At 63.5% G+C, this 23,343-nt stretch carries 24 protein-coding genes; 21 read left to right on the top strand and 3 right to left on the bottom strand.

The window, feature by feature from the left end:
- Positions 1-10: 10 nt before the first annotated feature.
- From lpxB to AWB82_RS22915, 3 genes are read left to right on the top strand one after another with little or no spacing between them, the layout of a single operon-like run.
- Complete coding sequence (gene lpxB / locus AWB82_RS22925; RefSeq protein WP_086971303.1) at positions 11-1,177, top strand: lipid-A-disaccharide synthase; 1,167 nt, start codon at positions 11-13, stop codon at positions 1,175-1,177.
- Complete coding sequence (gene rnhB / locus AWB82_RS22920; RefSeq protein ID WP_086971300.1) at positions 1,177-1,878, top strand: ribonuclease HII; 702 nt, start codon at positions 1,177-1,179, stop codon at positions 1,876-1,878. The genes lpxB and rnhB overlap by 1 nt, the downstream gene beginning before the upstream one ends.
- 16 nt (positions 1,879-1,894) lie before the next feature.
- On the top strand, positions 1,895-2,671 hold the full coding sequence (locus AWB82_RS22915; RefSeq protein ID WP_086971298.1) for a TrmH family RNA methyltransferase: 777 nt from the start codon (positions 1,895-1,897) through the stop codon (positions 2,669-2,671).
- 6 nt (positions 2,672-2,677) lie between these two features.
- On the opposite strand, the gene ppsR is transcribed toward AWB82_RS22915, so the two are convergent.
- A complete protein-coding gene (ppsR, locus tag AWB82_RS22910) occupies positions 2,678-3,496 on the bottom strand; it encodes a posphoenolpyruvate synthetase regulatory kinase/phosphorylase PpsR (protein ID WP_086971296.1) in 819 nt (272 codons plus the stop codon).
- Between the two features lie 505 nt (positions 3,497-4,001).
- On the opposite strand from ppsR, the gene ppsA reads away from it, so the two are divergent.
- From ppsA to AWB82_RS22895, 3 genes are all read left to right on the top strand, one after another.
- The gene (ppsA, locus tag AWB82_RS22905) at positions 4,002-6,419 is read left to right on the top strand and encodes a phosphoenolpyruvate synthase (RefSeq protein WP_086971295.1); all 2,418 of its coding nucleotides are present in this window, start codon (positions 4,002-4,004) and stop codon (positions 6,417-6,419) included.
- A gap of 95 nt (positions 6,420-6,514) precedes the next feature.
- On the top strand, positions 6,515-6,943 hold the full coding sequence (locus AWB82_RS22900) for an NfeD family protein (RefSeq protein WP_086971293.1): 429 nt from the start codon (positions 6,515-6,517) through the stop codon (positions 6,941-6,943).
- Positions 6,944-6,967: 24 nt separating this feature from the next.
- Complete coding sequence (locus AWB82_RS22895) at positions 6,968-7,903, top strand: SPFH domain-containing protein (protein WP_086971290.1); 936 nt, start codon at positions 6,968-6,970, stop codon at positions 7,901-7,903.
- 66 nt (positions 7,904-7,969) lie between these two features.
- Here AWB82_RS22895 and smpB read toward each other — a convergent pair whose 3' ends face one another.
- The gene (gene smpB / locus AWB82_RS22890; protein WP_086971288.1) at positions 7,970-8,419 is read right to left on the bottom strand and encodes an SsrA-binding protein SmpB; all 450 of its coding nucleotides are present in this window, start codon (positions 8,417-8,419) and stop codon (positions 7,970-7,972) included.
- Positions 8,420-8,538: 119 nt separating this feature from the next.
- Here smpB and AWB82_RS22885 point away from each other — a divergent pair, with 119 nt between their 5' ends.
- A complete protein-coding gene (locus tag AWB82_RS22885) occupies positions 8,539-8,976 on the top strand; it encodes a type II toxin-antitoxin system RatA family toxin (RefSeq protein ID WP_086971286.1) in 438 nt (145 codons plus the stop codon).
- Positions 8,973-9,296, top strand: a complete 324-nt coding sequence (locus AWB82_RS22880; protein ID WP_086971284.1) for an RnfH family protein — start codon at positions 8,973-8,975, stop codon at positions 9,294-9,296. The genes AWB82_RS22885 and AWB82_RS22880 overlap by 4 nt, the downstream gene beginning before the upstream one ends.
- Before the next feature lie 6 nt (positions 9,297-9,302).
- Here the strand turns inward: AWB82_RS22880 and AWB82_RS22875 are convergent, their stop codons facing one another.
- Positions 9,303-10,283 (bottom strand): DMT family transporter, encoded by a 981-nt coding sequence (locus AWB82_RS22875; RefSeq protein ID WP_086971282.1) that lies wholly within the window; start codon positions 10,281-10,283, stop codon positions 9,303-9,305.
- Positions 10,284-10,496: 213 nt separating this feature from the next.
- Between AWB82_RS22875 and guaB the strand changes: the two genes are divergently transcribed.
- The 13 genes from guaB to ldcA all read left to right on the top strand — a co-directional run bounded on the left by guaB (position 10,497) and on the right by ldcA (position 23,286).
- Positions 10,497-11,957 (top strand): IMP dehydrogenase, encoded by a 1,461-nt coding sequence (guaB, locus tag AWB82_RS22870; RefSeq protein ID WP_086971281.1) that lies wholly within the window; start codon positions 10,497-10,499, stop codon positions 11,955-11,957.
- 16 nt (positions 11,958-11,973) lie between these two features.
- Positions 11,974-12,801, top strand: coding sequence for a hypothetical protein (locus tag AWB82_RS22865; RefSeq protein WP_086971279.1), 828 nt, complete (start codon positions 11,974-11,976; stop codon positions 12,799-12,801).
- 170 nt (positions 12,802-12,971) lie between these two features.
- On the top strand, positions 12,972-14,555 hold the full coding sequence (guaA, locus tag AWB82_RS22860; RefSeq protein WP_086971277.1) for a glutamine-hydrolyzing GMP synthase: 1,584 nt from the start codon (positions 12,972-12,974) through the stop codon (positions 14,553-14,555).
- A 39-nt stretch (positions 14,556-14,594) separates the two neighbouring features.
- Positions 14,595-15,170 (top strand): RNA 2',3'-cyclic phosphodiesterase, encoded by a 576-nt coding sequence (thpR, locus tag AWB82_RS22855; RefSeq protein WP_086971275.1) that lies wholly within the window; start codon positions 14,595-14,597, stop codon positions 15,168-15,170.
- Positions 15,171-15,261: 91 nt separating this feature from the next.
- Positions 15,262-15,825, top strand: coding sequence for a D-alanyl-D-alanine dipeptidase (gene ddpX, locus AWB82_RS22850; protein WP_086971273.1), 564 nt, complete (start codon positions 15,262-15,264; stop codon positions 15,823-15,825).
- Positions 15,826-15,884: 59 nt separating this feature from the next.
- A complete protein-coding gene (locus AWB82_RS22845; protein WP_235023405.1) occupies positions 15,885-17,453 on the top strand; it encodes an ABC transporter substrate-binding protein in 1,569 nt (522 codons plus the stop codon).
- A 71-nt stretch (positions 17,454-17,524) separates the two neighbouring features.
- Positions 17,525-18,499, top strand: coding sequence for an ABC transporter permease (locus AWB82_RS22840; RefSeq protein WP_235023404.1), 975 nt, complete (start codon positions 17,525-17,527; stop codon positions 18,497-18,499).
- 45 nt (positions 18,500-18,544) lie between these two features.
- Positions 18,545-19,456 carry a nickel transporter permease gene (gene nikC, locus AWB82_RS22835; protein WP_086971336.1) on the top strand — a complete coding sequence of 304 codons (912 nt, stop codon included), beginning with the start codon at positions 18,545-18,547 and terminating at the stop codon, positions 19,454-19,456.
- A gap of 1 nt (position 19,457) precedes the next feature.
- Positions 19,458-20,318 carry an ABC transporter ATP-binding protein gene (locus AWB82_RS22830; RefSeq protein ID WP_086971269.1) on the top strand — a complete coding sequence of 287 codons (861 nt, stop codon included), beginning with the start codon at positions 19,458-19,460 and terminating at the stop codon, positions 20,316-20,318.
- Positions 20,315-21,073 carry an ABC transporter ATP-binding protein gene (locus AWB82_RS22825; RefSeq protein WP_086971267.1) on the top strand — a complete coding sequence of 253 codons (759 nt, stop codon included), beginning with the start codon at positions 20,315-20,317 and terminating at the stop codon, positions 21,071-21,073. The genes AWB82_RS22830 and AWB82_RS22825 overlap by 4 nt, the downstream gene beginning before the upstream one ends.
- A 277-nt stretch (positions 21,074-21,350) precedes the next feature.
- Complete coding sequence (locus AWB82_RS22820; RefSeq protein ID WP_086971265.1) at positions 21,351-21,743, top strand: DnaJ family domain-containing protein; 393 nt, start codon at positions 21,351-21,353, stop codon at positions 21,741-21,743.
- A gap of 5 nt (positions 21,744-21,748) precedes the next feature.
- Positions 21,749-22,369, top strand: coding sequence for a tRNA adenosine(34) deaminase TadA (tadA, locus tag AWB82_RS22815; protein ID WP_086971333.1), 621 nt, complete (start codon positions 21,749-21,751; stop codon positions 22,367-22,369).
- Positions 22,363-23,286, top strand: coding sequence for a muramoyltetrapeptide carboxypeptidase (gene ldcA, locus AWB82_RS22810; protein ID WP_200818186.1), 924 nt, complete (start codon positions 22,363-22,365; stop codon positions 23,284-23,286). Before tadA ends, ldcA begins: the two co-directional genes overlap by 7 nt.
- Positions 23,287-23,343: the final 57 nt, after the last annotated feature.

Here is a 23,343-nt window from a genome sequence, read left to right as displayed (position 1 = left end):
ACGCCGTCCGATGACCCTGATCACTAATTCGCCACGCATCGCGATGGTCGCGGGCGAGCCGTCCGGCGACCTGCTCGCGGCATCGCTCCTCAAAGGCCTGCGGCAGACCCTGCCGGACGGCACCCGTTATAGCGGTATCGGCGGCCCGCGCATGACGGCCGAAGGTTTCGAAGCGCACTGGCCGATGGACAAGCTGACCGTGCGCGGCTATGTCGAAGCGCTCAAGCATATTCCCGAGATTCTCGGCATCCGCAACGAAATCAAGCGGCAGTTGCTTGCCGAGCCGCCCTCGGCGTTCATCGGCGTGGACGCGCCCGATTTCAATTTCGGCCTCGAACAGCCGCTGCGCGAAGCGGGCATTCCGACCGTGCATTTCGTGTGTCCGTCGATCTGGGCGTGGCGCGGCGGCCGCATCAAGAAGATCGTGAAAGCGGTCGATCACATGCTGTGCGTGTTTCCGTTCGAAATGGCGTTGATGGAGAAGTCGGGCGTGGCGGCGAGCTATGTCGGCCATCCGCTCGCCGACGAGATTCCGCTCGAACCTGACGTGAAGGGCGCGCGCCGCGAACTCGGCATCGCGGAAGGCGGTCCGGTGATCGCCGTGCTGCCGGGCAGCCGTCGCTCGGAAATCGCGCTGATCGGCCCGACCTTCTTCGACGCGATGGAACTGATGCAGCTTCGCGAGCCCGGCGTACGATTCCTGATGCCCGCGGCCAATCCGGCGTTGCGCGAACTGCTGCAGCCGCTCGTGGACGCGCATCCGCATTTGTCGCTGACGATCACCGACGGCCGCGCCCAAACCGCGATGACCGCCGCCGACGCGATTCTCGTAAAAAGCGGCACGGTGACGCTAGAAGCGGCGCTGCTCAAGAAGCCGATGGTGATCTCGTACAAGGTGCCCTGGCTGACGGGTCAGATCATGAAGCGGCAGGGTTATCTGCCCTATGTCGGCTTGCCGAACATTCTGGCGGGGCGCTTCGTCGTGCCCGAAATCCTGCAGCATTTCGCGACGCCCGAAGCGCTCGCCGACGCAACGCTGAAACAGTTGAACGACGACGCCAACCGCCGTACCCTGACGGAAATCTTCACCGACATGCATATCGCGCTGCGTCAGAATACGTCGCAGAAAGCGGCCGAGGCCGTGGCGCGGGTGCTCGAAAAGCGGAGGTCGCGGTGATGGCCGCTAGACGCTCGGCTCAGGCCGGACTCGATTTCAGCTCGCCGTTCGACGTCGTGTGTGGCGTCGACGAGGCGGGGCGCGGTCCGCTGGCCGGTCCGGTCGTGGCGGCGGCGGTGATCTTCGACCCTGCCAGACCGCGCATCAACGGTCTCGACGATTCCAAGGCGCTAAGCGCGAAAAGGCGCGAAGAGCTTTACGAGAAGATCGTCGATCGTGCGCTCGCGTATTGCATCGCGTCGGCGAGCGTCGAGGAAATCGACACCATCAACATCCTGCACGCGAGCATGCTGGCGATGAAGCGCGCGGTGGAAGGCCTTTCGGTCGCGCCGACGCTCGTCAAAGTCGATGGCAACCGCTGTCCGGCGCTGTCGATCCGCAGCGAAGCGGTGATCGGCGGCGACGCGCTCATCAAGCAAATCTCGGCGGCATCGATTCTCGCCAAAGTCACGCGCGATCGCATGCTGGTCGATCTGCACGAATTTTTTCCGATGTACGGCTTCGCCACGCATTCCGGCTATGGCACGCCTCAACATTTGAAGGCGCTGCGTGAGCATGGGCCGTGCGAGCATCATCGGCGTTCGTTCGCGCCGGTGCGCGAGGCGCATATCCTGTTCGGCTCGGTGCTGCCCGCGGTCGCGCCCGAAGTGCTTCAGGCCGCGTCGGCGCTCGAAGGCGATCCCGACGCGTTCGCGTTCTGAGCGGCACCGAATCAACGTGAAATCCATCACTTCGCGGGACAACCCGCTCTACAAGCGCATCAAGGCGCTCGCCGGATCGACGGCGCAACAGCGCAGAAGCGGCCACGCGCTGCTCGAAGGTCTGCATCTGGCTTCGGCTTATCTCGATGCGTCGGGCCAGCCGGAAACCTGTGTCGTCACCGAAGGCGCGCTCACGCATGAGGAAGCGCGCGATATCGTCGCGCGCATCGAGGAAAAGCGTGTCGTCGTGTTGCCGGATGCGCTCTTCGGCCAGCTTTCGAGCGTCGTGCATGGCGTGGGCATGCTGTTGCTCGTCGAAAAGATCGACGCCGCGTTGCCCGCGCGCGTGGCCGAAACCTGCGTGATTCTCGATGGCGTGCAAGACGCCGGCAATGTCGGCTCGATTCTGCGCAGCGCGGCGGCGGCGGGCATCACGCGTGTGTTTTGCGCGCCGGGGACGGCGTACGCGTGGTCATCGAAAGTGCTGCGCTCGGGCATGGGCGCGCATTTTCTGCTGGATATTTTCGAAGATGTCGAGCCCGCGGACCTGATCGCGCGACTCGATGCACCCGTGACCATCACCGATTCGCACGGCGCGGCCGCGCTCTATGATTGCGACCTGTCGGGCGCGCTCGCATGGGTGTTCGGCAACGAAGGGGCGGGCGTGTCGCAAATCTGGCGCGATGCGGTGACGCATCGCGTGACGATTCCGCAGCCGGGCGGTATGGAATCGCTGAACGTGGCGGCCGCGGCGGCGATCTGTCTTTTCGAGCAGTGCCGCCAGCAGCGCTGAGAGCCATCAATAGTAGGAAGGCCGCTCCGGCTTGACCTCCTGAAGAATCGTCGTGGCGATTTCCTCGATCGACTTGTGTGTCGACGACAGCCACTTGACGCCTTCGCGCTTCATCATCATTTCCGCTTCGTTGATCTCGTAGCGGCAGTTTTCGAGCGCCGCGTACTTGCTGCCCGGACGGCGCTCGTTGCGGATCTCGGCAAGCCGCTGCGGATCGATCGACAAACCGAACATCTTCGTCCGATGTTCAAGCAGGGGCGTCGGCAACTTGCCGCGCTCGAAATCCTCGGGAATCAGCGGATAGTTCGCCGCCTTCACGCCGTATTGCATCGCGAGATACAGGCTCGTCGGCGTTTTGCCGCTGCGCGATACGCCGACCAGAATGACATCGGCGTCGGCGAGATTGCGGTTGGACTGGCCGTCGTCGTGGGCGAGCGAAAAATTGATCGCCTCGATGCGGTTTTTATATTCCTCGGTGTCGGCGTTCTGGTGCACGCGGCCCATCGCGTGCGTCGACTTTATTTCCAGTTCCTGTTCGAGCGGCTCGATGAAGGTCTGGAACATGTCGAGCACGAGCGCGTTGCAGCCCTTGACTACTTCATTCGACGCGCTATCGACGAGCGTCGTGAACACGATCGGCCGGCGGCCATCGAGCGTGACGACCTCGTTGATCTTCGCGACGGTCGCGTACGCCTTGTCGATCGAATCGACGAACGGCACGCGCACGAGCCGGAATTTTTGATCGAACTGGGCGAGGATCGAATGCGCGAAGGTTTCGGCAGTGATCCCGGTCCCGTCGGAAACGATGAATACGGAAGGCGGCATCGGCGACAAGAAGGAACGAGTTGGAGCGAGGGTGCTCAAACGCTGGAGAGGGCTAGCGTGAAAGCACGGACGCCGTAAAAACCTGTGTTAAGGTAACTGACCGCTGGCAGGCAGTAGATTGAGTGTGAGCGTCTGGGTGTGGGTGAACCCACGATCAGGCGCCAAAGACCTCGATTTTGCCGTGGAACGACTGCCCGGCCGAAACAATTCTGAAATGCGGCAAGGTAGAATAGCGGCAACCTGTTCGATAAGCAATTGCGGAGAAATTGAATCGGATTTTCGTCAAATCGCGGTCGTTTCGTGGCTTCTTGTTACGTCAAACCACGTTTTCGAGCAGATTTCAGACGCCCCCGCTTCTTTTTGACCGCGCCTCGGTTCTCGCAGGCGCGTATTCCCCGATCATTTATCAAACAGGTTGCACGAGATGCGTCCGCGCTTCCAATGAGCGCCGCCGCATATGAGCCCACTCGTGCGATCGTGAATTCCATCCACCTTAGGGGCTTGTATGACTAACGCAGTCAATGTTGCGAAAGATGTCGCAAAGGATCAGGCGTATGTAGTTCCATTCGAGCAGTTGCGAATGACCGACGTGGAAATCGTCGGCGGCAAGAATGCCTCGCTCGGCGAAATGATCAGTCAGCTTTCCGAAGCCAACGTTCGTGTGCCGACGGGATTCGCCACGACTGCTCTCGCATTTCGCGATTTCCTCCAGCATAACGAGCTGACCGAGCGCATCGCCAAGCGTCTTGAGACGTTCGACGTCGACGACGTGAAGGCGCTCGCCGAAGCCGGCAAGGAAATCCGCCAATGGATCGTCGACGCGCCGCTGCAGCCGCGTCTCGAAGACGAAATCCGCCGCGGTTTCGAGGTTCTCCAGGCAAGCTCGCCCGAAGAACTGTCGTTCGCCGTGCGCTCGTCCGCGACCGCCGAGGACTTGCCCGACGCATCCTTCGCGGGCCAGCAGGAAAGCTATCTGAACGTGGTCGGCATCGAGGACGTCCTCGATCGCATGAAGCACGTGTTCGCGTCGCTTTATAACGACCGCGCCATTTCCTATCGCGTCCACAAGGGCTTCACGCACGCTGAAGTTGCGTTGTCGGCGGGCGTGCAGCGCATGGTGCGCTCCGACTCCGGCGCGGCCGGCGTGATGTTCACCATCGACACCGAATCGGGCTTTAAGGAAACCGTGTTCATCACGTCGAGCTACGGTTTGGGCGAAACCGTTGTGCAGGGCGCGGTCAATCCGGACGAATTCCACGTCTTCAAGACGACGCTGGAACAGGGCAAGTATCCGATCATCCGCCGCTCGATCGGCTCGAAACTCATCAAGATGGAGTTCACGAAGCCGGGCGAGCCGGGCCGCGTGAAGACCGTCGACGTAGCGCACGAGCAGCGCAACCGCTTCTCGATCACTGACGAAGACGTGATCGAACTCGCGAAGTACGCGGTAATCATCGAGAAGCATTATCAGCGTCCGATGGACATCGAATGGGGCAAGGACGGTCGCGACGGCAAGCTGTTCATCCTTCAGGCGCGTCCCGAGACGGTGAAGAGCCAGGCGTCGGGCAAGGCCGAGATGCGCTTCAAGCTCAAGGGTCAGTCGAACGTGCTGGCGACCGGCCGCGCGATCGGCCAGAAAATCGGTGCGGGTCCGGTGCGCGTGATTCACGATCCGTCGGAAATGGAGCGCGTGCAGCCGGGCGACGTGCTCGTCGCCGACATGACCGACCCGAACTGGGAACCGGTGATGAAGCGCGCATCGGCGATCGTGACCAATCGCGGCGGACGCACCTGCCACGCGGCGATCATCGCGCGTGAACTCGGCGTGCCGGCGGTGGTCGGCTGCGGCGATGCAACGGACATCCTGAAGGAAGGCGCGCTCGTCACCGTTTCGTGCGCGGAAGGCGACGAAGGCAAGATCTACGACGGCCTGCTCGAAACCGAAGTGACCGAAGTGCAGCGCGGCGAACTGCCGAAGATTCCGGTCAAGATCATGATGAACGTCGGCAATCCGCAACTCGCGTTCGACTTCGCGCAGTTGCCGAACGCGGGCGTGGGTCTCGCGCGACTGGAATTCATCATCAACAACAACATCGGTGTGCATCCGCGGGCGATTCTGGAGTACCCGAACGTCGACGCCGATCTGAAGAAGGCGGTCGAGAGCGTTGCGCGCGGCCATGCTTCGCCGCGTGCGTTTTACGTCGACAAGCTGACGGAAGGCATCGCCACCATCGCGGCGGCGTTCTATCCGAAGCCCGTCATCGTGCGTCTGTCGGACTTCAAGTCGAACGAGTACAAGAAGCTGATCGGCGGTTCGCGCTACGAGCCGGACGAAGAGAATCCGATGCTCGGTTTCCGTGGCGCGTCGCGCTACATCTCGGACGACTTCGCCGAGGCGTTCCATATGGAATGCATCGCGCTGAAGAAGGTGCGCGAGGAAATGGGCCTGGACAACGTCCAGATCATGGTGCCGTTCGTGCGTACGCTGAAGCAGGCGGATCGCGTGGTCGAACTGCTGAAAAAGTTCGGACTTGAGCGCGGCAAGAACGATCTCAAACTCGTGATGATGTGCGAAGTGCCGTCCAACGCGATTCTGGCGGAACAGTTCCTGGAGCGCTTCGACGGCTTCTCGATCGGCTCGAACGATCTGACGCAGTTGACGCTCGGCCTCGATCGCGACTCCGGCATGGAGTTGCTCGCGGCGGACTTCGACGAGCGCGACGAGGCGGTGCTGTTCATGTTGAAGCGCGCCATCGAAACCTGTCTCAAGCTGAACAAGTACGTCGGCATTTGCGGTCAGGGCCCGTCGGACCATCCTGACCTCGCCGAGTGGCTTGCGAAGCAGGGCATCGAGTCGATGTCGCTGAATCCGGACACGATCATCGACACGTGGCAGCAACTCGCGAAGACGTTGTCAAAATAAGTCGATGGACACCTTTCCGTTTGCTTTCGGATTGGTGCAGCGTGATATAAAAACACCCCGGACTTCTCCGGGGTGTTTTCGTTTGGAGACCGATGATGGAAACGGGAGGGCTGATCTGGTGGGTCGCGGCGGGCGTGCTGATCGTCGCCGAGTTGCTCACTGGCACGTTCTATCTGCTCATGATCGCGCTTGGCATGATCGCGGGCGGTATCGCTTATGTGATCGGCGCGTTGCCGCACGTCCAGATGGGCGTAGCCGCGCTCATCGCGTTGATCGCGGTGGCGGTGCTGCGGCGCTCGCGCTTGGGCAGCTGGAAGCGGCGCGGCGATGCGTCGCGCGATGCAGCCGTGAATCTCGATATCGGCGCGACGCTGGAAGTCGATCAATGGCGCGACGGACGCGCACGCGCAATGTATCGCGGCGCGCAGTGGGATGTGGAACTCGCGCCGGGCGAGAGCGAGGGCGCGCGGTTTTATCGCATTACGGCGCTCGACGGCAATCGACTGATCGTCGCGGCCAAATAGCAGTACTTGAAAGGGGAAAAAATAATGTCAACAACGTACTTCGCGCTCATCGTGCTCGTCATCGCTATGGTGATCGTCTCGAAGACGGTCAAGATCGTTCCGCAGCAACACGCCTGGGTGCTGGAACGGTTCGGCCGCTATCACGCGACGCTCGCGCCGGGTCTCAACATCGTGCTGCCGTTCATCGATCGCATCGCCTACAAGCATGTGCTGAAGGAGATTCCGCTCGAAGTGCCGAGCCAGGTTTGTATCACGCGCGACAACACGCAACTTCAGGTCGATGGCGTGCTGTACTTTCAAGTTACCGATCCGATGAAGGCCTCGTACGGATCGAGCAACTTCGTGTTCGCGATCACGCAACTTTCGCAGACGACGCTGCGTTCGGTCATCGGCAAACTGGAACTCGACAAGACTTTCGAGGAGCGCGACTATATCAACCATAGCATCGTGAATTCGCTCGACGAAGCGGCGTCGAACTGGGGCGTGAAAGTGCTGCGCTACGAAATCAAGGATCTCACGCCGCCGAAGGAAATTCTTCACGCGATGCAGGCGCAGATCACCGCCGAGCGCGAAAAGCGCGCGTTGATCGCCGCGTCCGAAGGTCGCAAGCAGGAGCAGATCAATCTGGCATCGGGCGCGCGCGAGGCTGCGATCCAGAAGTCGGAAGGTGAACGCCAGGCGGCGATCAATCAGGCGCAGGGGGAAGCCTCCGCGATTCTCGCGGTGGCGGACGCGAACGCGCAGGCCATCGAGAAGATCGGCGCCGCGATCCAGACGACGGGCGGCATGGAAGCGGTCAATCTGAAAGTCGCGGAGCAGTATGTCGGCGCGTTCGGCAATCTCGCGAAGCAGGGCAACACGCTCATCGTGCCGGGCAACATGTCCGACATGAGCACGATGATCGCGTCCGCGTTGTCGATTGTGAAGGGCGACGGCGGCGGCCTTATCAGGAAGAGCTAAAGCAATTGGGGCGCTGAAAAGCGCCCCAATTCGTCCAAGCGGCTAAGCGTTTAAGCGGCTAAGCGTTTAACGCGTGGCCGTGCGCATCAGGCGCCCGCGCTCGCGTTCCCAGTCGCGCTGCTTTTCGGTCTCACGCTTGTCGTGGAGTTTCTTGCCCTTCGCCAGGCCGATCTCGCATTTCACGCGGCCATCCTTGTAGTGGAAATTGAGCGGCACGAGCGTATGCCCGCGCTGCTCGACCTTGCCGATGAGCTTGTCGATCTGCTCGCGGTGCAAAAGCAGCTTGCGCGTGCGCACCGGGTCCAGATTGGCGAATTTCGATGCCTCGGGCAGTGGGCTGATATGCGTGCCGATCAGAAAGAGCTCGCCGTTCTTGATCACGACGTACCCTTCCTTGATCTGTGCGCGGCCCGCGCGCAACGCCTTGACTTCCCAGCCCGCGAGCACGAGACCGGCCTCGTAGCGTTCTTCGACGAAGTAATCGAAGAAGGCTTTTCTGTTGTCGATGATGCTCATGAATGGAAAGTGCCCAACTCGTTTAAAATCTTGATTTTAGCAGCGCGCCGGCATGTGTTCGAACCGATGCCCCGTTCTCTTGCGCGTTGCCACCCAATTCAGCCACCGCTGCGCCCTATATGGCAGACGTCCAGAAAACAGTATTGATCCGCCATTCAGCGGAAGAAATGTTCGACCTCGTCACCGATGTCGCCGACTATCCCAATTTCCTGCCCTGGTGCGGCGGCGTCGAAATCGGCCGTCACGACGAGAACAGCATGGAAGCGAAGATCGACATCAGCTTCAAAGGCATCAAGCAGCATTTCGCGACGCGCAACGTGCAGAAGCGTCCGACCAATGTCGATATGGAGTTCCTGAGCGGCCCTTTCAAGAAGTTCACCGGCTATTGGCACTTCACGCCGCTGCGCGCGGACGCCTGCAAGATCGAATTCGCGCTGCATTACGAATTCTCGAACGTGATCCTCGAAAAAATCATCGGGCCGGTGTTCAGCCATATCGCCAACACGTTCGTCGATTCCTTCGTGAAGCGCGCGGACCAGCGCTACGGCAAGCCATGATGCATATCGACGTTTGCTACGGCCTGCCCGACGGCTCGTATCTCAAGCGCGTCGATCTGCCGGAGGGCGCGACGGTGCGCGATGCGATTCAGGCGAGCGGCGTCCTGCTCGCGCATCGGGACATCGATCTGACGACGCAGAAGGTCGGCGTGTTCGGCAAGCCGAAGCCGCTCGACGCGGTGCTCGTCGACTTCGACCGCGTGGAGATTTATCGGCCGCTGAAGGTGGATCCGAAGGCTGCGCGCCAGCGTCGCGTCGACAAGGCGCGCAAGGCGGGTTCGATCGAAGGGCGCAAGTGGCATTCGAAGGACGCCCGCTGAACCAATTCAATGCGCGGGGGCTTCCTTCGCCGCGGCGGGCGCCGCCTCCAGCGTGTGCTGCCTGACCGACCAGATCACGCCGACAAGCAGCAACACGATTGCGAGCACCTCGGGCGTGCGCGGCCAGCGGCTGTCGTAGACGAAAGCGTAGAGCAGGGCGAAGAGCGTTTCGAACACGATCATCTGGCCTGACAGCGTGAGCGGCAGGCGCTTCGCCGCCGCGTTCCACAGCATGTTGCCGAGCCACGACCCGCCCGTCGCCAGCGCGAAACACACGATCCAGAAGACGTGCGAGCGCGACGCCGGCACGCTCGCCTGCACCGTGCCCGCCGGCAGCATCCAGACGATCGCGCCGATCCCGACGCCGAGCAGGCCCGTCACGATGCCCCACAGCACGGACCACTCGTTGCCGTCGAAATGGCGATTCGATTGCAGATAGCGCGAGTTGACGACCGCGTACCAGGTCCACGACGCGAGCGCGCCCAGCGCGCACGCGAGTCCGGCGAGGCGCGTGGGCACACTCGTCGCGTGATCGCTGCCGCCGGAGGATGAGAGCACGTCGCTGAACACGTCGAAGTTGATGCATGCGATGCCCGCCAGCACGAGCAGAAGCGGCCCGATGAGCCGCTTGAGGTCGACCGCGCCGTGATCGCGCCGGCCGGCGAGCGTGACGGTCACGGGCAGGATTCCGACGATCAGCGACGAAGGCGCGACGCCCACGAGCTGCACCGCGCTCGCGAGCAGCATGTAGTAGAGCAGGTTGCCGACCAGCGCGAGCTTCACGAGCGCGATGAAATCGGCGCGTGTGAGCTTGGCGGCGAGACGTCGGGCGAACGGCAGCGCAACCGCGAGCGACACGGCGCCGTACATCAGATAGCGCCCGATCGAAAGCGTCAGCGGCGAAAAATCCGGCAAGAGCCGTGGCGCGAGGAAGATGAAACCCCAGATCGCTCCCGCCGCCATTCCGTACATCACACCGCGCTGCATTGCCCGACTCCCCGCCGTTATTTCACTCGTCGGCGCGAAGCGTAGCATGCAGCCCCGGGCCTCCGTCTTGTCGAAAACTGCAACAGCGCACCCGTCCGGCGGATGGGCGAAAATGGCCCGGAATTCGCGGCGGGATCTCCTAAGCTGCTGTTCGGGCAGTGAAAATGCAGGGAACTATCGGTATAATCTGCTTTTGCGCCCATAGGATTTGCCATGCGTCTGATCCAGAAAGCACTCACGTTCGATGACGTGCTCCTCGTGCCCGCCTTCTCCAGCGTTCTCCCGCGCGACACCAGCCTGAAATCCCAGCTGACTCGCAATATTTCCCTGAACATGCCTCTCGTGTCCGCCGCCATGGACACGGTCACCGAAGGCCGGCTCGCTATCGCTATGGCGCAGATGGGCGGCATCGGCATCGTTCACAAGAATCTCACGGCCAAGGAACAGGCCCGCGAAGTCGCGAAAGTGAAGCGTTTCGAATCGGGCGTCGTGCGCGATCCGATCACGGTGCCGCCGCAAATGCGCGTGCGCGACGTGATCGCGCTCACGCAGCAGCACGGCATTTCGGGTTTTCCGGTGGTCGAGGGCGCGCAACTTATCGGCATCGTCACCAATCGCGATCTGCGCTTCGAAGAGCGTCTCGACGAGCCGGTGCGCAACATCATGACGCCGCGTGAACGTCTCGTGACGGTCAAGGAAGGCACGTCGCTCGCCGAGGCCAAGGCGCTGATGCACAGTCATCGCCTGGAGCGCGTGCTCGTCGTGAACGACGCGTTCGAACTGCGCGGCCTGATGACAGTGAAGGACATCACCAAGCAGACCGAAAATCCGGACGCCTGCAAGGATGAAGACGGCAAGCTGCGTGTGGGCGCGGCCGTGGGCGTCGGTCCGGACAACGAAGAGCGCGTCGACTTGCTGGCGCAGGCGGGCGTCGACGTGATCGTCGTCGATACCGCGCACGGTCATAGCCAGGGCGTGCTCGAACGCGTGCGCTGGGTCAAGCAGACCTATCCGCACGTGCAGGTCATCGGCGGCAATATCGCGACGGCGGCGGCGGCCAAGGCGCTCGTCGAGTACGGCGCGGACGCGGTGAAGGTCGGTATCGGCCCGGGCTCGATCTGCACGACGCGGATCGTCGCGGGCGTGGGCGTGCCGCAGATCACCGCGATCGCCAACGTCTCCGAAGCGCTGCGCGGCACGGGCGTGCCGGTTGTCGCGGACGGCGGCGTGCGCTTCTCGGGCGACGTGTCGAAGGCACTGGCCGCGGGCGCCAATGTGGTCATGATGGGCAGCATGCTCGCGGGCACCGAAGAATCCCCGGGCGACGTGTTCCTGTATCAGGGCCGTCAGTACAAGTCCTACCGCGGCATGGGTTCGGTCGGCGCGATGAAGGACGGCGCGGCGGACCGCTACTTCCAGGACAACTCGGCGAATATCGACAAGCTCGTGCCGGAAGGCATCGAAGGTCGCGTGGCCTTTAAGGGCTCGGTCAACGCGATCCTGTTCCAGATCGTCGGCGGCGTGCGCGCGAGCATGGGCTACTGCGGCTGCCGCACCATCGGCGAGATGCACGAAAAGGCGGAGTTCGTCCAGATCACGGCGGCCGGCATGCGCGAGTCGCACGTGCATGACGTGCAGATCACGAAGGAAGCGCCCAACTATCACGTCGATTAATCGAGCGGACTGATCAATGAAATCGTTGCTGCGGGTCGTGCTCGTCATCAATGCGCTGATTTTTCTGGCGTTCGGTCTGCTGTTCCTGCTGACGCCGTGGGCGGGCTTATACGGCGCGCTGCAACTGGATTCGATCCGCGTTCAGCCGGCGTTTGCCGGGCAGTTGCTCGGCATCGCGCTCGTCGGGCTGTCGTGGCTTGCGTTTCATGCAGCCGTCGATGGCGCGTTGACGGCTCGCGCCGCGCGCGTCTCGGGCCACGTCCAGTGGTTGTCGGGCGTCGTGGTGCTGGTCTGGTTGCTCGGGCTGCATACGCCTCAGATCGATAGCTTCGGGCAGATCAGCGCGGCCGTGGTCGGCGTCGCGCTGCTCGTGCTCGGTCTGGGCAGCGTGCGGCTGTCGTCGGCGGTGCGGCGGCGCGAGCGCGCTGCGGCGGCCGGCGCGGCATCGGCGCAGCGCGCGGAAAAGAACGCGGCGCACAAGCGCGACGACGTTCGCGCGGGCGCCACGACATCGTCCGCGCGCGCCGAACCGATCGACACCGGGGCGCGTCCTGCTGCGCGCGCGCCAGACGCGACGGCCATCGATCCCATTTCGGGTCGCGCGATCGATTCATCGGGGCGTGCGCTCGATTCCGCGTCACCGATCGTCTCGGCGACGGTGCGCGCACACCCGGACGGCGCGGTCGATCCCGTCACGGGCGGCACGCTCGATCCGCTAACGGGCCGCGCGATCGATCCCGTCACCGGCAAGCGCATCGAGCCTGTGATCAGCGGCGAAATCGATCCGGCGACGGGCCGGCGCGTCGATCCGCTCGCGCCGGACGCGAGCCGCGCACCACGTTGAGAGCGCGAAGCGCATGCCGCAGGCCACGCAAGCCACGCAAGCGCAGCAGCGCAAACACGCAGGACAAGCACGGTCGGCTTTGCCGGCCGTCGATTTATTTGCAGGCGGGGCGCGACGTCGCGTTCCGGCCGCACCGACATCATTCGTTCACTTAGCCTTTGGCCGCAGCCATGCACGACAAAATCCTGATTCTCGATTTCGGCTCCCAAGTCACCCAGCTGATCGCCCGGCGCATCCGCGAGTCGCATGTCTACTCGGAGATCCATCCGTACGACGTCGACGAGACGTTCATCCGCGAATTCGCGCCGAAGGGCATCATCCTGTCCGGCGGCCCGAACTCCGTCACCGAGGCGAAGTCGCCGCGCGCCCCGCAAATCGTCTTCGACCTCGGCGTGCCGGTGCTCGGCATCTGCTACGGCATGCAGGCGATGGCCGACCAGCTCGGCGGCAAGGTCGAGCTGGGCAACGTGCGCGAATTCGGCTATGCGGAAGTGCAGGCGCTGAATCACACGGGCTTTCTGGAGGGCATTCAGGACTTTGCCAATGAAAAGGGCGAGTCGATGCTCAAGGTGTGGATGAGCCACGGCGACAAGGTCGTCGACCTGCCGACGGGCTTCAAACTGATGGCCTCGACGCCGTCGTGCCCGATCGCCGCGATGGCCGACGACGACCGCCGCTTCTACGGCCTGCAATGGCATCCGGAAGTCACGCACACGGTGCAGGGTAGCGCGATGTTGGAGCGCTTCGTGCTGGAACTGTGCGGCGCGAAGGCCGATTGGGAGATGGGCCATTACATCGACGAGGCGGTCGAGAAAATCCGCGCGCAGGTCGGCAACGAGCGCGTCATTCTCGGCTTGTCGGGCGGCGTGGATTCGTCGGTGGCGGCGGCGCTATTGCATCGCGCGATCGGCGATCAACTGACGTGCGTGTTCGTCGATCACGGCCTGCTGCGTCAGAACGAGGCGGAGCAGGTCATGTCGACGTTCGCGGATCATCTGGGCGTGAAGGTGATCCACGTCGATGCAAGCGAGGAGTTCCTGCAGAAGCTCGCTGGCGTGACCGATCCGGAGGCGAAGCGCAAGATCATCGGCGCGGAGTTCGTCGAGGTGTTCCACAAGGAATCGGACAAGCTCACCGACGCCCGGTGGCTCGCGCAGGGCACGATCTACCCGGACGTGATCGAATCGGCGGGCAAGGGCAAGAAGGGCGCGCACACGATCAAGAGTCATCACAACGTCGGCGGTTTGCCGGAGACGCTGAATCTCAAGCTGCTCGAACCGTTGCGCGAGCTTTTCAAGGACGAAGTGCGCGAGCTTGGCGTGAAGCTCGGCCTGCCGCCCGCGATGGTGTATCGCCATCCGTTCCCGGGGCCGGGTCTTGGCGTGCGGATTCTCGGTGAAGTGAAGCGCGAATTCGCGGACCTGCTGCGCCGCGCCGATGCGATTTTCATCGAGACGCTGCGCAATACCATCGACAAGGAAACGGGCAAGTCGTGGTACGACCTCACGAGCCAGGCGTTCGCGGTGTTCCTGCCGGTGAAGAGCGTCGGCGTGATGGGCGATGGGCGCACTTATGAATACGTCGTCGCCCTGCGCGCCGTGCAGACGCTCGACTTCATGACCGCGCATTGGGCGCATCTGCCGCACGAATTGCTCGGGCATGTTTCCAATCGCATCATCAACGAGGTGCGCGGGATCAATCGGGTCGTGTATGACATCTCCGGCAAGCCGCCCGCGACGATCGAGTGGGAGTGAAGGGCGTCGCTTCACGTTGAACGCGAGCCGGGGGCACGCATGAATGACCCCGCGCCCGCTCGCGAACGAAGCGAGCGCCTCACCGACTCGCTCTTCTTCGCGTTGTATCCCGACGCAGCCGCCGCCGCGCGCATCGCCGATCTGGCGGCGCGGCTGCGCATTGGGCACAAGCTGAGAGCGAAGGCGATTCCCGCCGATCGCCTTCACCTTACCTTGCATCATCTCGGCGCCTTCGCGGGCGTTCCCGCCGATGTGGCCGCGCAAGCGCGCGCCGCAGCATCGCAAATCGCATTGCCGTCTATCGACGTGACGCTCGACCGAATCGAAAGCTTTTCGGGCCGTCGCGCGAAACGTGCGCTGGTCCTTTCCGGCGATGTCACCGAATCGCTCGATGCGCTCGAACAAACCCTCGGCGCGGCGCTGCAAGCCGCCGGCATCGTGCTCAGCCGCCATCCTCATTTCGCGCCCCACGTGACCTTGCTCTACGACGAGCACCGCGTCGCGCGTCAATGCGTCGAACCCATCGCCTGGACCGCGCGCGAATTCGCGCTCGTGCGCAGCCTGCTTGGCAAATCGCAATACGAAGTCCTCGCGCGTTGGCCACTCGTGTCGTGAATCACCGGAACCATACGAAATAAAGGGTTTCGCGGTTTTTTCTAACGCGTTAAGGTGCGTGTATCGGAAAGAATCGAGACGAAGCGCTTACATGACCCGATCCCGCCTTCTGCACATCACGCCCGAATCTCACCAAGTCCAGATCGATCTCGTCTACGCGACCGATCGCAATTTCACCGGTAAGCCGATCTACAAGGCCCAGCACTGCCTGCTGCTGGAGCCCGCCGAAGCGGCCTTGCGCCGTGCCGTCGATATCGCGAAGAGCATCGGCATGACGCTCAAGATCTTCGACGCCTATCGTCCGCCGCAAGCGCAGAAAGCGCTGTGGGACTTCCTGCCCGATCCGACCTTCATCGCCGAACTCGGACGCGGCTCGAACCATAGCCGCGGCACGGCGGTCGACTTGACGCTCGTCGATCGCGATGGCGACGAGCTCGACATGGGCACCGGTTTCGACGCGATGGTCGTCGAATCCGAGCACTTTCACTTCGGTTTGCCGGAGCACGTGCAGCGCAACCGCACGCTCTTGCTCGGCGTGATGCAAGGCGCGGGTTTCACGCACATCAAAAGCGAGTGGTGGCATTACGAATTGCCAGGCTCGCGCGAACTTGCGCTGATCGATAACGAAGAAAGCGGCCCGCTGCGGCTCATGTAAAACGCGACATCGCGACATCGAAAGGACGACATCACATGAAAAAGGCTTTGGCAGCGCTCATGCTCGCATCGGCGCTGACGGCATTCACGGGCCTGCAATGCGCGCAAGCCGCCACGCCGAAAGACATGTTCGTCATGGCCACTTTGCTCGATGAATTCACCTCGCTCGATCCCGGCGAAATCTACGAGCTGGTGCCGGAGGAATACGTCGCGAACACGTATGACCGTCTGGTGCGCGTCGATCTGAAAGACCCGTCGAAATTCAATGGCGATGTCGCCGGGTCCTGGGCCGTGAGCCAGGATGGCCTCACGTTCACGTTCAAGATCCGGCCGGGCCTCAAGTTCCACTCGGGCAACGCGCTGACGGCCGACGACGTCGCCTGGTCGATCCAGCGCACCGCGCTGCTCGACAAGGGCGCGGCGGCCGTGCTCGCGGGCATCGGCCTGACAAAGGCAAACGCGCTGCAGAACGTGAAGAAGATCGACGACACGACCGTCTCGGTCACGACGGACCAGCGCTATGCGCCGACCTTCGTGCTCAACGTGCTCGGATCGTGGCCGGCGTCGGTGGTGGATCGCAAGCTCGTCGAGTCGCACGCCAAGGGCGGCGATTATGGCAACGAGTGGCTGAAGACCAACGAAGCCGGCTCGGGCGCGTACAAGCTCGTGAAGTGGACCGCCAACGACAGCATCGTGCTGCAACGCTTCGACGGCTATCGCCTGCCGCTCGCGATGAAGCGCATCGTGCTGCGTCACGTGACGGAAGCGGCGAGCCAGCGTCTGATGATCCAGAACGGCGACATCGACGTGGCACGCGATCTCTCGCCCGACGATCTCGACACGCTCACGAAGAACGGCGTCATCAAGGCGACGGCCGTGCCGCAAGCCACGTTGATGTATCTCGGCCTGAACAACAAGAATCCGAATCTCGCGAAGCCGGAAGTATGGGAAGCGATGAAGTGGCTCATCGACTATCAGGGCATCCAGAAGAACGTCATTCGCACGACTTACAAGGTTCACGAAGCGTTTCTTCCGGAAGGCTTTCTCGGCGCGCTGAACGAAAACCCCTATCACCAGGACGTCGCGAAGGCGAAGGCGCTGCTCGCGAAGGCGGGCCTGGCGAACGGCTTCACGGTGAAGATGGACGTGCGCAACGACTACCCGTACAGCGAGATCGCGCAGGCCGTGCAAGCCAATCTCGCGCTCGCGAATATCAAGGTGCAACTCGTGCCGAGCGACAACAAGCAGACGCTCGGACGTTATCGCGCGCGGGCGCACGACATCTATATCGGCGAGTGGTCCGCGGACTACATCGATCCGCACAGCAACGCGCAGGGCTTCGTGTGGAATCCGGACAACTCGGATGCATCGAGCTACAAGATGCTCGCGTGGCGCAACGATTGGGATATTCCGCAGTTGACGAAGGAAACCAACGCCGCGCTCGCCGAAAGCGATACGAAAAAGCGCGCGCAAATGTACGAGAAGATGCAGCGTGAAGTGCTCGCGAAGTCGCCGTTCGTGATCATGTTCCAGAAGGTGTCGCAGGTGGCGGCGCGGCCCGGCGTGACCGGTCTCGAAGTCGGGCCGATCAACGATCTCGTGTCGTATCGCAACATCAAAAAGCAGTGAACACGGTCACGCTCGTCGGTTCGCATCGCGGCGGCGTGCGCATCGCGCTAGCGCTCGCGCGCTGGATCGCGATGCTCGCCGTCACGTTCACGGGTCTGCTCGCGATCACGTTTTTCATCGGCCGCAAGATTCCGATCGATCCGGTGCTCGCGATTCTCGGCGATCGCGCGTCCGCGTCTGCCTATGCGGCCGCGCGTCTGCGGCTCGGGCTCGACAAGCCGCTCATCGAGCAATTTTTGATCTATGCGCGCGACGTGCTGCACGGCAACCTCGGCATCTCGCTCCTGAGCGCGAATCCGGTTATCGACGACATCAGGCGCGTCTTTCCCGCGACGCTCGAACTCGCGACGCTCTCGACGTTCATCGGCATCGCGATCGGCGTGCCGCTCGGCGTCGCGGCGGCGGTGAAGCACAATCGCATCGTCGATCACGTCGCGCGCGTGATCGGGCTCGCGGGAAGCTCGGTGCCCGTGTTCTGGCTCGCGCTGATGGGCTTGCTGCTTTTCTACGCGGGGCTGCACTGGGTGTCGGGGCCGGGGCGCATCGATCCGCTCTACGACGGCATGGTCGATACGCGCACGGGCAGCCTGCTGATCGATTCGCTTATCGCCGGCGAATGGGATGTCTTCAAGAACGCGTTCTCGCATATCGCGCTGCCGGCGAGCGTGCTCGCGTTCTATTCGATCGCGTATCTCTCGCGCATGACGCGCTCGTTCATGCTGGAGCAACTGAGCCAGGAATACGTGACGACCGCGCGCGCGAAAGGTCTTCCGGAGCGTCGCGTGATCTGGCGGCATGCGTTCGGCAATATCGCGGTGCCGCTCCTGACCGTTATCGCGCTCGCATATAGCTACTTGCTCGAAGGCTCGGTGCTGACGGAGATCGTGTTCGCGTGGCCGGGTATTGGCTCGTATCTGACGGGCGCGCTGCTCAACGCCGACATGAACGCCGTGCTCGGCAGCACGCTTGTGATCGGCGCGACATTCATCGCACTCAATCTATTGACCGACGCGTTGTATCGCGTGTTCGATCCACGCGCGCGCTGACATGGAGGAATCTCTCGGATGCAATCGCCCGCGGAGCGCACGCCGATGAAGCGCGAGCGAGGATCATGGCGCGCGTGGCTGCTGACCGATACGCCCGCGTCGCCGCGTCAGGCCGCGCTCGGACGCGCGTATCGGCGCTGGCGGCGGTTCTCGTCGAATCCGTTGAGCATGCTCGGGCTCGCGATTTTGCTGCTGCTGATCGCGGTCGCGGCAGTGGGGCCGATGCTCGTCACGCAGGACCCGTTGCAGCAAGTGCTCGCCGAACGTCTCACGCCGCCGGGCGCCGCGCACTGGTTCGGCACCGATCAACTCGGCCGCGACATACTCTCCCGGCTCGTGTACGGCTCGCGTCTCACGCTGGCGATCGCGATGCTCGTCGTCGTGCTGGTCGTGCCGGTCGGCTTGCTGATGGGCACGGTGGCGGGTTATTGCGGCGGCATCGTCGATACGGTGCTGATGCGCGTGACCGATGTCGCGCTCGCATTTCCGAAGATCGTGCTCGCGCTCGCGTTCGCCGCCGCGCTCGGGCCGGGCGTGCTCAATGCGGTGATCGCGCTGTCGATCACCGCGTGGCCGCCGTATGCGCGTCTCGCGCGCGCGGAGTCGCTGCGGCTCGCGCAGGCCGACTACATCCACGCGGCGCGTTTGCAAGGCGCGTCGCATCCGCGCATTCTGCTGCGTTATATCGTGCCGCTGTGCTCGTCGTCGGTGATCGTGCGCGCGACGCTCGACATGGCGGGCATCATTCTGGCCGTCGCGGGTCTCGGGTTTCTCGGACTGGGCGCGCAGCCGCCGAGCCCGGAATGGGGCTACATGGTCGCGGCGGGCCGCAACGTGCTGCTCGACGCCTGGTGGGTCGCGACGGTTCCCGGCCTCGCGATCCTCGCGGTGAGCCTCGCCTTCAACCTGCTCGGCGACGGTCTGCGCGACGTCTTCGATCCGCGTCATGGAGGCTGACATGTGCGACGCGCTGGCTCAAATCGACGGACTGGAAGTAGCCTTCGCCGGCCACGACGGCGCGCTCGTGCCTGCCGTGCGGGGCGTATCGCTCACGGTGCGGCGCGGCGAGCGGCTCGGCATCGTCGGCGAATCGGGATCGGGCAAATCGCTGACGGGGCGCGCGCTGCTCGGACTTCTGCCGCCCGAGGCGAAATGGTCGGCGAAGGCGCTGCGTTTCGAAGGACAAGACCTGCTCGCGATGCGTCCAGGCGAGCGCCGGCGCCTCTGCGGCACGCGCATGAGCATGATCTTGCAGGACCCGAAATACTCGCTCAATCCGGTGATGACCGTCGCGCAGCAGATGCGTGAAACCTTCGTGCGGCAAGGCGTGAAAGAGAGCCGGCGGGCGCTGCGCGAGCGCATCGTCGCGGCGCTGGCGGCCGTGCATATCCGCGATCCGCAGCGTGTCGCGGATGCTTACCCGCACGAGCTGTCCGGCGGCATGGGCCAGCGCGTGATGATCGCGATGATGGTGTCGGCCGGTCCGCGCCTTCTGATCGCCGACGAACCCACGAGCGCGCTCGACGTCCTCGTCTCAATGCAGGTGCTCGCCGTGCTCGACGAGATGATCGAGCGCCACGACACCGGCCTCGTGTTCATCAGTCACGATCTGCCGCTCGTGATGTCGTTTTGCGATCGCGTCGCGGTGATGTACGGCGGGCGCGTCGTCGAGACGTGCGCCGCGCGCGATCTCGTTCACGCGACGCATCCGTACACGCGCGGGCTGCTCGAAGCGAATCCGCCGCTCGACAATCCGCCCGACGAGTTGCCGACACTGCGCCGCGACCCCGCATGGCTCGATGAAAGGATCGCGCGATGATCGAGATCGAACGCGCGCTCATTCGATTCAAGACGAAGACCGGCCACGTCGACGCCGTGCGCGACGTCTCCTTGCGCGTGGAGGAGGGCGAGGTGTTCGGGCTCGTCGGCGAGTCGGGCAGCGGCAAGTCCACGCTTTTGCGCGCGCTCGCCGGGCTCACGCCGCTCGCGGGCGGCAGCATACGCCTCGGTTCGCGGCCCGCGAGCCGCGACGTGCAGATGGTGTTTCAGGACCCTTACGGCGCGCTGCATCCGCGCTTCACCGTCGACAAGACCTTGCGCGAGCCGCTCGCGATCAACGGCATCGGCGACGAAGACGCGCGCATTCTCGACGCGCTCGCCGAAGTCGGGCTCGGACCGGCGTTCCGGTTTCGCTATCCGCATCAGTTGTCGGGCGGGCAGCGTCAGCGCGTGTCGATTGCGCGGGCGCTGATCGTCGGGCCGCGCGTGCTGCTGCTCGACGAGCCGACGTCCGCGCTCGACGTCTCCGTGCAGGCCGAGATCCTGAACCTGCTGCGCCGGCTGCATCGCGAACGCAAGCTGACGATGATCCTCGTGAGCCACAATCTCGCCGTGATCGGCTTTTTGTGCCAGCGCGTCGCGGTGATGCGCAATGGCGAGATCGTCGAGCAACTGGGCGTCGATGCGGTGCGTTCGCACGACGTCGCGCACGAGTACACGCGCCGGCTTCTGCGCGCGACGGAAGGCTACACACGCACGAGCGCGACGCGTGTCGAGCCGGCGCAGGGCGCGTAGTCGTCGTACAAGCACATTCGTCGCGCGGCAGTCAACGATTGTTGCGCAAACGACGCATAAGCACGGCGATAGGCCCGGTATACGGCGATGCACGGCGAACACCCGCGCCTCGGGCGAAAACGGCTCGGCGGCCGCTGATAGAATAGCCACTGGATTGTCGAGACGTGCCGAACAACGCGAGAGCGTGGTCTTCCGGCTGCCTTCCGACTTCGAGCTAACCAACGGAAATCGTGACAGACCGCGCCCGTTCGCGGGTTTAACCGGTCGTAATCCCCCGATGAAATTGCTAGATGCTTTGGTCGAACAGCGGATCAACGAAGCCGCTGCGCGTGGCGAGTTCCACAACTTGCCGGGCGCGGGCGCACCGCTCAACTTCGACGACGACGTCCTCGTACCCGAGGAAGTGCGCGTCGCCAATCGAATCCTCAAGAATGCGGGCTTCGTCCCGCCTGCTGTCGAACAGCTTCGCGCGCTGCGCGGGCTTCAGGAAGAGTTCGACAAGGTGACGGACCCCGCGGCCCGCTGCCAGTTGCAAGCTAAAATGCTCGCGCTCGACATGGCGCTCGAATCGCTGCGCGGCGGCGGCTGCGTGCCGCACGAGTACCGCCGGCGCATTGCAGAGCGTCTGTCCGAGCGCGCGCAGTCGCGCGTGGCGGTGGAACTCAAGTGACCGGCATGTCGGACGCGGCCGATCCCGCGCCCCGCGCTGACATCGCCGATTCATCCGCCGAACGCGATCGCCGCTTCATGGCGCTCGCTCAACGCGCCGCCGACGAAGCCCGTCGCGCGGGCGAAGTGCCGGTGGGCGCGGTGATCGTGCGCGGCGACGAAGTCATCGCCACCGGCTTCAATCATCCGATTCGCGGACATGACCCGTCCGCGCACGCCGAAATGGCCGCGCTGCGCGCCGCCGCCCAGTCACTTCAGAACTACCGTCTGCCGGGCTGCGAGCTTTTCGTGACGCTCGAACCTTGTCTGATGTGCGCCGGCGCGATCATGCACGCGCGAATCTCACGCGTCGTCTACGGCGCCACGGACCCGAAGACGGGCGCGTGCGGCAGTGTCGTCGACATGTTCGCGAATGCGCAGCTCAATCATCACACGGCCGTGACGGGCGGCGTGCTCGCCGAGGAATGCGCGCACGCGCTCAAGAATTTTTTCGGCGAGCGCCGCCGCCTGGCGCGTGAAGAACGCGACGCGCGCCGCGCGCGCGAAGCCGGGCAACTCGCTGCCGCCGATTCGTCCGATTCGTCCGATTTCTCCGCTCCAATAACGAATTCAACGACAACATCGTGAAATCACGCACCATCGACCTCGTCGCGCCCTCTGGCTATCCGCACGATCCGGCGGCCGTCGAGCGCGGCATCGGGCGGTTGCACAGGGAAGGGCATCGCCTCGAAAACGTCGACGCGACGCGGCGGCGCTTCCAGCGCTTCGGGGGCACCGACGCGGAGCGGGCAGCGGACCTCAATCGTCTCGCCGATGCGTCGCGTCCGTTGCCTGACATCGTACTTGCGGTGCGCGGCGGGTATGGCGCGTCGCGCATCCTGCATGGACTCGACTACATCGGCTTGCGCAGACTCGCCGATCAGCCGGTCGCGATCGTCGGTCACAGCGATTTCACGGCGATCCAGTGCGCGCTCTTCGCGCACGCCGGCGTGAAAAGCTTCGGCGGACCGATGTTCGCGGGCGATTTCGGCGCCGAAGAGCTCAGTCCGTTCACAATGCAGCACTTCTGGAACGCGATCTCGCGTTCGAGCTTCACGGTCACGAGCAACACGCCGCAGCGCCAGACCGTCGACGCGACCGGCATGCTGTGGGGCGGCAATCTCGCGATTCTGGCGTCGCTTGTCGGGACGCCTTATCTGCCGCCCGTGGATGGCGGGATTCTGTACATCGAGGATGTGAACGAGCATCCGTTTCGAATCGAGCGGATGATCTATCAGTTGTATCAGGCCGGCGTGCTCGGGCGTCAGCAGGCGATCGTGATGGGCGAATTCTCCGGCGGCCGGCTCTCGGACTACGACAACGGCTATTCGCTCGACGCGATGATCGAGCAGGTCAGGTCGGTGACAGGAATTCCTGTGGTGACGGGATTGCAGTTCGGGCACGTCGAAAATCTGCTGACGCTGCCTTTCGGTGCGACGGCTCACCTCGTCGCGTCCGAGCGAGGCTTCACGCTGAAACTGTCCGACTACCCGCATCTGGCTTGATTCGGGCATTGAGAGGCGCTCCACGAGCGCCTTATTTTGATCTTTATTTCGCAACTA

The sequence above is a fragment of the Caballeronia glebae genome (assembly GCF_001545035.1).
GTDB lineage: Bacteria > Pseudomonadota > Gammaproteobacteria > Burkholderiales > Burkholderiaceae > Caballeronia > Caballeronia glebae.
Note: the sequence above shows the minus strand (reverse complement) of the source record. Positions and strands in the feature narration are given on the sequence as shown.

Coding starts and splice junctions, on each gene's coding strand:
- guaB (WP_086971281.1), top strand. CDS start 10,497: ATGCGTCTGATCCAGAAAGCACTCACGTTCGATGACGTGCTCCTCGTG.
- ppsA (WP_086971295.1), top strand. CDS start 4,002: ATGACTAACGCAGTCAATGTTGCGAAAGATGTCGCAAAGGATCAGGCG.
- AWB82_RS22895 (WP_086971290.1), top strand. CDS start 6,968: ATGTCAACAACGTACTTCGCGCTCATCGTGCTCGTCATCGCTATGGTG.
- AWB82_RS22875 (WP_086971282.1), bottom strand. CDS start 10,283: ATGCAGCGCGGTGTGATGTACGGAATGGCGGCGGGAGCGATCTGGGGT.
- AWB82_RS22840 (WP_235023404.1), top strand. CDS start 17,525: ATGCTCGCCGTCACGTTCACGGGTCTGCTCGCGATCACGTTTTTCATC.
- ddpX (WP_086971273.1), top strand. CDS start 15,262: ATGACCCGATCCCGCCTTCTGCACATCACGCCCGAATCTCACCAAGTC.
- AWB82_RS22900 (WP_086971293.1), top strand. CDS start 6,515: ATGGAAACGGGAGGGCTGATCTGGTGGGTCGCGGCGGGCGTGCTGATC.
- rnhB (WP_086971300.1), top strand. CDS start 1,177: ATGGCCGCTAGACGCTCGGCTCAGGCCGGACTCGATTTCAGCTCGCCG.
- AWB82_RS22845 (WP_235023405.1), top strand. CDS start 15,885: ATGCTCGCATCGGCGCTGACGGCATTCACGGGCCTGCAATGCGCGCAA.
- guaA (WP_086971277.1), top strand. CDS start 12,972: ATGCACGACAAAATCCTGATTCTCGATTTCGGCTCCCAAGTCACCCAG.
- smpB (WP_086971288.1), bottom strand. CDS start 8,419: ATGAGCATCATCGACAACAGAAAAGCCTTCTTCGATTACTTCGTCGAA.
- ppsR (WP_086971296.1), bottom strand. CDS start 3,496: ATGCCGCCTTCCGTATTCATCGTTTCCGACGGGACCGGGATCACTGCC.
- AWB82_RS22865 (WP_086971279.1), top strand. CDS start 11,974: ATGAAATCGTTGCTGCGGGTCGTGCTCGTCATCAATGCGCTGATTTTT.
- nikC (WP_086971336.1), top strand. CDS start 18,545: ATGAAGCGCGAGCGAGGATCATGGCGCGCGTGGCTGCTGACCGATACG.
- tadA (WP_086971333.1), top strand. CDS start 21,749: ATGTCGGACGCGGCCGATCCCGCGCCCCGCGCTGACATCGCCGATTCA.
- AWB82_RS22830 (WP_086971269.1), top strand. CDS start 19,458: ATGTGCGACGCGCTGGCTCAAATCGACGGACTGGAAGTAGCCTTCGCC.
- AWB82_RS22820 (WP_086971265.1), top strand. CDS start 21,351: ATGAAATTGCTAGATGCTTTGGTCGAACAGCGGATCAACGAAGCCGCT.
- AWB82_RS22825 (WP_086971267.1), top strand. CDS start 20,315: ATGATCGAGATCGAACGCGCGCTCATTCGATTCAAGACGAAGACCGGC.
- AWB82_RS22880 (WP_086971284.1), top strand. CDS start 8,973: ATGATGCATATCGACGTTTGCTACGGCCTGCCCGACGGCTCGTATCTC.
- lpxB (WP_086971303.1), top strand. CDS start 11: ATGACCCTGATCACTAATTCGCCACGCATCGCGATGGTCGCGGGCGAG.
- thpR (WP_086971275.1), top strand. CDS start 14,595: ATGAATGACCCCGCGCCCGCTCGCGAACGAAGCGAGCGCCTCACCGAC.
- AWB82_RS22885 (WP_086971286.1), top strand. CDS start 8,539: ATGGCAGACGTCCAGAAAACAGTATTGATCCGCCATTCAGCGGAAGAA.